The sequence below is a fragment of the Streptococcus sp. GMD1S genome (assembly GCF_000296875.1).
In the GTDB taxonomy this organism is placed as follows: Bacteria; Bacillota; Bacilli; order Lactobacillales; family Streptococcaceae; genus Streptococcus.
Genome location: NZ_AJQY01000053.1, coordinates 1 through 6131 on the forward strand (window position 1 = coordinate 1; position 6131 = coordinate 6131).

The following is a 6131-nucleotide window of genomic DNA, read 5'->3' on the forward strand; positions in this document are numbered from 1 at the left end:
CTCCACATCTGGCAGTGGAAACCATACTTGTCTGCAATATCCAGCACGCGCTCCAAATGTTGACACATGAGGAGACTACGGTCCACAACACCGTTTAAGATGAGATAGCGACCCAAACCAACCAAGTGGGCTTCGTCCATGCCGATATTAACCTTGCGTGTTTGTAGTTTAGACAAAGTCGCAAACATGCCGTCGATTAGGTCGTAAACTTTTTCTTCGCCGATGAGGAGAATGTCCTCTACATCACGAAGTTGCTGGACTTCTTTAACACCCCATTTAACAAAGGCTGATAAGTGAGCCAAGGTCTGGATACATGGTACAAAGGTCATATCAAACTGCTGGGCGTAGGCTTCGATTTCCTGTAATTCTTCAGCTGAATAAGCCCCGCGGAAATAACCAAAATAAGGTTGCCCTTCAATCTGATAGGTATCTTCCATGTAGAGCTCAAAGGTTGAATAACCCATGAGAGCCAAAACTTCAATCATCTGCTTGGCTGATGCAACATTTAGAACCGCATTTCGCGAACAGTCAGCCATGTAGGCTAAATCTTCATAAGCCGCTTGCTCCTCAATCTCCACCTTATCACCTTCTTCTAAAGCTGTTGCGAGAACAGACAAGGCGCGATAGAGTTGGTGAGGTTTGCGATAAGTCAATTGATATTCTCCGCTCTCACCCTTGATAGAGATAGAGGCTTGGTCAGACTGAGCAACCGCCACTTCTACATCCGGTAGAGAAATGTGATTTTTTAAGACTTCGATAGCTTGGGCTTGTTTGGGACTAAGTCCTGTAAAACTTACCATTGGTTTTCCTCCTGTAACCAGTTGACAAGGGCACCGTATAGATTGGCATCTGCATGATAGGTGCAAGCTTGAATGACTGGAGCGATAGTATATTCTTCATATCTTTCCACAAAGGCGTCTACTGCTTTTTGAACGCCTTTGATAAAATCTGGGTTTTGACTGATAGAACCTCCCAGACTAATGACATCTGGGTCAATGAGATACTGGATATTGAGCAGGCCTTGAGCTAGGTTACGATTCATGCGCTCAATGGCTTCTTGGCAGAGGGCATTTCCTGCTGCAGCCTCTTGGTAAACCTTGCGTCCGTCCCAATCAGACTGACCAGATTTTTCAATGACGTAGCGAACCATGTTTCCTGTAGAAGCTAGTAGCGACCAGTTATTGAGTCTTTCTGCGGGCTCGATGGTTGTCATGTAGCCAAACTCACCGCCCAAACCATGACGACCACGGTGAAGCTTGCCATTGATAATCATAGCGCCACCAATTCCTGTACCAATCACGACACAGGCTGCATTTTCAATCTCAGGGTGAGCCAGTAATTCGCTGAGTCCAACACAGTTGGCATCATTTTCTAAATGAACAGGTAGTTTGTGATGAGCAAGGGCCTCATACCAAGAAAAACCATGGATGTAAGGAATGGCGCTAATTCCCTCAATCACTCCTGTTTCTTGATTAACTGCACCTGGCACACTCATAGCGATTCCGCTGTAGTCTTGTTCCGATAAGCGTTGGTCCAACCAAGCTAGCAAATCTTCCAGAGTTTCTGGAGTTGGGGTGCTGGTCTTATCTAAAATCTTTCCATCAGGAGTTAGACTAGCAAACTTAATGCCAGTCCCTCCGATATCAATCGTTGCAATGGTCATTACTTTCACCTGCAAAAAGGAGCGAATCAGCAGTTGGTTCTTACTTTTTCGCTCCTCCTTTCTGTTTATGTTTTCTTGTTGAAATTAAATTTCTTCTTTTTTGATCAATTCTGTACGAATTTCCTGTGGTGCCAATAGTCCTGAATGAACTGGATATGGGCGTTCCAACAAATCAAGAATGGTTTGTTGTTTTTCAGACACGCGAACATTTTCTTGACTCATATTGTAGTAACGAAGGACGTATCCTTCTTCATTTTCAGCAACTTTAAAGGCTGTTGGGCAGACTTGTGGCAAGTTCAGTGCCGGATGGTTAAAGAGGCTACCCGTTGCTGCAACGCTTCCCTCTTGTTTTGCAACTTGAAGAGCTGTAAATGGCACCTGGAAGGCTTTGGCACGACGGAAAGCTGAGAAGCGTTCCCCTGCTTGGTGACATTCTACTGCAAATTCAACTTCGATATCACGCAAGCACTGAGCTTCCGGTGTTGGGAAATAGCCCCAGTCACCGAGTTCGCCTGAAGCACGAAGAAGGGTTACAGCCATGGTGTCATCTCCAAGAATTTCGTATTCGTGCAATCCTTTATTGGATACTGTCACTCCTTTAACATCATCATACAAGCTGACAAAGGCTTGTTGGTGTTGTGGATTTTCAGGATTTTCCCAAGAAGCTGCTGGTTTATTTGGTCTTGTCACAACTTCATAGATGCTTTCGGAATCATTGCTTGGACGAGTGTTATGAGTTTTTACTAAGAGACGAATGCGGTGGTCTTTGGCTGTATTAGTAAAGCGAGTCTTGAAGCGAATCTGTGGATTGTCCACAAAGACAGTCATTTCTGTTTCAAGAGGAATGGTTGTCAACTCTTCTGAACGACCTGCATCTCGTTTCATGAACTCGATGATCCCTCTTTGTTCTGCATCCAATCTTTCATCTGCGCTAACTGGAATAGTCAAGTCATGTTTGAGCAAAACCTTAGCATAGCGAGCATTGTTTTCTAAGACTTCATAACCTTTCAGTTGAGCATAAATTGGTTCAGTTCCTTTTGGTTGGAAGTAAATGTACTCGTTACCAATATCTCCACGGTCCTCAAATTGGATGAAATCTTCGTAGGCTTCGTTTGTAGTCTTGTCATAGACTGTGATTCCTTCATCTACACTCACTGTCACGAATGGTGTATCAATGACTCCATTTTGGTAAATACCATCACGGTGATCTACTTGACCTTCGACCAATTGGAAGCTTGCCCAAGAAAGCGGAGCAAGGTGGACTGGGATTGTCACGCGCACTTGGCGTGCAATATATGGTTGGCGGAATTTATCCTTTGGCAAAGTATAGCCAAAACTTGCTCCCAAGTCTTCAATCTTGGCTTCAATGACATGACCATCCAAATCTTCAACATGATACTCTGGCAAGGTTAAGGCTGCCATTTTCTTGAAGCCCTCTGTCGGGTGCAATTCCTTAAATGGACAGACCGCTACATCGACAATCGTGCTGACGGTATCTACTTTATCATGCAAAGCTGTATTGATAACAGTGAAAAGATGCTCACTTTGTGCATTTTGGGTAGCCAACTTGCCCTTCCATTCGTTAAGAAGATTAGTCTTAACAAAATTCCCGACTTGATTAACCTTTGCAAAACGAGTTTCCATTTCACGGTGAACCTCGTCAATACTACAGCCACAGATACTATCGTGCGGTGCATTTTGCAGAAGTACTTTCCAAGCATAGGTCAATTGATCCTTGTGGTTATGTCCACCAGTGATAATGGTTAATGGTTCCACGACCTGCTCTAACAAGTTGCTATTTTCTTGGAAGGCTTGTTTGAGGTAAACGCGTGAAGAAGAAGTATTGGCAAGAGTATACCAACCATCCGTTTCCTGACTGGTTAACTCACCTGTGACCGTTGATAATTGTTCAGGAAGGGCACTTTCCAGTGCTTGGACATATTCGTCAAATGAGCTATGAATAAAGGTCACGTCAGGGAAGAGTTCGTTTGCCACACGAATGGCTTCGCTCAGATTTCTCTGAACAGGCTGGTGGTCACAGCCGTTCATCATCAACCATTGGTTGGTTGATGCATAATCACGGACGTCTGCTAATTTTTGCTTCCAGAAAGCCAAAGCCTCGTCTTTATCCACTGGAATTTCATTCCCGTTACTGTACCAATTAGCAAAAAGAATACCGAGTACACGGCTACCATCAGCACCCTGCCAGTACATCTCAGAGAATTGAGACGTAAATTGCTCATCTTCAAGGACTTGGTTGTCAAAACCGATCGGTTTGACACCACGACCAAAGGCTGCTACGTGAATGCCTGATTTTTGAAGGATTTGAGGTGCTTGCCCCATATTCCCAAAGGTATCTGGGAAGTAACCAATCTGAGTAGATTTGCCCCATTTAGCGCATTCAGCCTGACCAATCAAGGTATTACGGACATTGGCTTCACTGGAGATCAAGTAATCATCCTGCAAGATGTAAAAAGGACCAATCTTGAGCTTGCCTTCGTCAATATAACGCTGCACCTTGTCACGGTTTTCAGGACGAATTTCTAAATAGTCATCGAGGACAATGGTTTGTCCATCCAAGTGGAAGCTCTTGAATTCAGGGTCATTTTCAAAAAGATCAAACAGATTGTCAAAAAGTTCCACCAACTGCATCCGGTGACTTTCAAAAGGTAGATACCACTCACGATCCCAGTGACTGTGAGAGATGATATGTACAACAACATTTTCCATGAGTAAAACCTCATTCTAACTTAAATTTAAAAATATATTTGTGATTCTTTCCTAGAATCAGTTGAGCGAAAACGTGCTCCTTATACTCAATGAAAATCAAAGAGCAAACTAGGAAGCTAGCTGCAGGTTGCTCAAAGCACTGCTTTGAGGTTGTAGATAGAACTGACGAAGTCAGTAACATATATACGGCAAGGTGAAGCTGACGTGGTTTGAATTTGATTTTCGAAGAGTATTAGCGAATATCTAGGTAATCCAAGACCAATTCGCAGAACATCATGTTGGCCCATGAGAACCATTCACGAGAGTAGAGAGTCGGATCGTCTACGTGGAAGCTTTCGTGCATGACACCTGTTCCACCATCGCAGGCAACGAGTTGATCTAGCAAATGTTTTTTCTCCGCCTTATCCGTCGTTGTCAATCCTTGGATAGATAGGGCAATCGGCCAGATATAACGATAGAAGGTATGAGAGCTTCCGAGACCGCTAGCGTATTCTCCTTGGTAGAAGTATGGATTTTCAGGGCTGAGAATGGTGCGACGAGTTGCTTGATACACTTCATCATCCACATCACAGTAACCAAGATATGGAGCAGCCAGTAGACTTGGGACGTTTGGATCATCCATGATGCTGGCATTTCCTAGACCATCCACTTCAAAGGCGTAAATCTTTTCGCCCTTGCTGTTGGTGGTGTAGGCATAGTTTTCGATCCCTTCTTGGATCTCTGCTTGCAGACGTTTAGCGTCTGCGATGACACTCTCGCTATCAGCTAGATTCAATTCTGCAAAGATTTCTTGGACATAACCCAAGACAACGACTGCAAACATATTGGATGGAATCAAGTAGCTATACTGACAACAATCATCACTTGGTCGGAAGGCTGACCAGGTCATTCCTGTCACGGCAAAGTCAGGTCCAAAGCCATCATTTACCAAAGTGTCTTCCTTACGGTCTGTATCACGAACAAAACGATAGGCAGAGTTGTTGTGATCTTGCTCTACCGTCCAGAGATGAAGGATTTCCTTAGTTGCTGTGACAAAAGTTTCATCAAACTGGCTGGTTTCGCCAGTCTCTTTCCATAGGAGATAAGCCAGCTGCAAAGGATAGCAAAGCGAGTCCACCTCATACTTGCGCTCCCAAATCCAACCATTAAGGTCTGTATGGTCGGTCTCGTGGTGGCCCTTCCAGTTTTCCTCAATGTTAAAGGAGTTGGCATACGGATCTTTGAGTACTAGGGTCATTTGACGCTTGACCAAACCTGCAATGGTCTGACGTAAGAGAGGATCTCTTTTAGCCACATGAAGGTAGGGTCTGAGTTGGGCAGTCGAATCCCGAAGCCACATGGCAGGAATATCTCCTGTGAGTACAAAGGTTGAACCATCTTCTAGGATCTCAACCGTATTGTCCAAGGTGTCTGTATAGCAACGCTCAAAGACATCCACCCACTCCGGATGGTCCTTAGCCCGCTCTGCTACTTCATCCAGCCATTCTCTAACAATTTCTTTCGAATAAATCATCGTGCAGTTTCCTCTTTCAAACAAGTTTCATGTTCAGTATATAGTTTTTGAGACAGAAAATACATACACAAATGATAGTCATTTTTCTACAAAATAGTTATCTTTGAAACTCCTTTTCTAAAGACCTCATTTTTCTGATATAATGTAGAAAAACAGCTAAAGGAAATACTATGAAACCACTACTTGAAACCATCGATACCCGCTTTGGGACTGCTAGCAAGCATG

General features: G+C 43.9%; 3 protein-coding genes and 1 pseudogene. All 4 read right to left on the bottom strand.

Annotated elements, in window-relative coordinates; translation table 11 throughout:
• A pseudogene (locus GMD1S_RS06285) lies at positions 1-800 on the bottom strand (beta-N-acetylhexosaminidase); the annotation flags it as partial.
• Positions 794-1663: an ROK family protein gene (locus GMD1S_RS06290; protein WP_000150735.1), complete on the bottom strand. Its 870-nt coding sequence runs from the start codon at positions 1661-1663 to the stop codon at positions 794-796. The pseudogene GMD1S_RS06285 and the gene GMD1S_RS06290, both read right to left, overlap by 7 nt.
• An 84-nt stretch (positions 1664-1747) precedes the next feature.
• Positions 1748-4393 (bottom strand): alpha-mannosidase, encoded by a 2646-nt coding sequence (locus GMD1S_RS06295; protein ID WP_000432728.1) that lies wholly within the window; start codon positions 4391-4393, stop codon positions 1748-1750.
• Positions 4394-4625: 232 nt separating this feature from the next.
• Positions 4626-5906, bottom strand: coding sequence for a glycoside hydrolase family 125 protein (locus GMD1S_RS06305; protein WP_000640538.1), 1281 nt, complete (start codon positions 5904-5906; stop codon positions 4626-4628).
• Positions 5907-6131: the final 225 nt, after the last annotated feature.

Coding starts and splice junctions, on each gene's coding strand:
- GMD1S_RS06295 (WP_000432728.1), bottom strand. CDS start 4,393: ATGGAAAATGTTGTTGTACATATCATCTCTCACAGTCACTGGGATCGT.
- GMD1S_RS06290 (WP_000150735.1), bottom strand. CDS start 1,663: ATGACCATTGCAACGATTGATATCGGAGGGACTGGCATTAAGTTTGCT.
- GMD1S_RS06305 (WP_000640538.1), bottom strand. CDS start 5,906: ATGATTTATTCGAAAGAAATTGTTAGAGAATGGCTGGATGAAGTAGCA.